Origin of the sequence: Chryseobacterium sp. VD8 (assembly GCF_037149975.1) — a bacterium.
GTDB classification, from domain to species: Bacteria; Bacteroidota; Bacteroidia; order Flavobacteriales; family Weeksellaceae; genus Chryseobacterium; species Chryseobacterium indicum.
Genome location: NZ_JBBCQL010000481.1, coordinates 1 through 255 on the forward strand (window position 1 = coordinate 1; position 255 = coordinate 255).

The window sequence follows — 255 nt, forward strand, 5'->3', positions numbered from 1 at the left end:
GTTTGATAAGTGTCAAATTGGTATTCTTGTAGACCAAAAAGATGAAAAAATAAAATGGGAATCAATACTAAATTCAGCAAAAATTAAACTTCCAAAGACTTTGTTTATAGATCGTTGGTTTTCTCTGGAAAAGAGTGTAAAAGAAAAAGATGTTATTGTTGTTTCAACTTATTTAGGGAAAGATGAATTTATTATTGGGCAAATTTTAAAAGGAAAGAAATTTTATTCTCATAAAAAGAATAATGATTTGAAGAT

Annotated in this window: 1 protein-coding gene; it reads left to right on the forward strand. The window is 25.5% G+C overall.

The window, feature by feature from the left end; translation table 11 throughout:
• The coding region (locus WFK35_RS23115; protein ID WP_336735007.1) for a hypothetical protein at positions 1-255 on the forward strand (255 nt) is incomplete at both ends.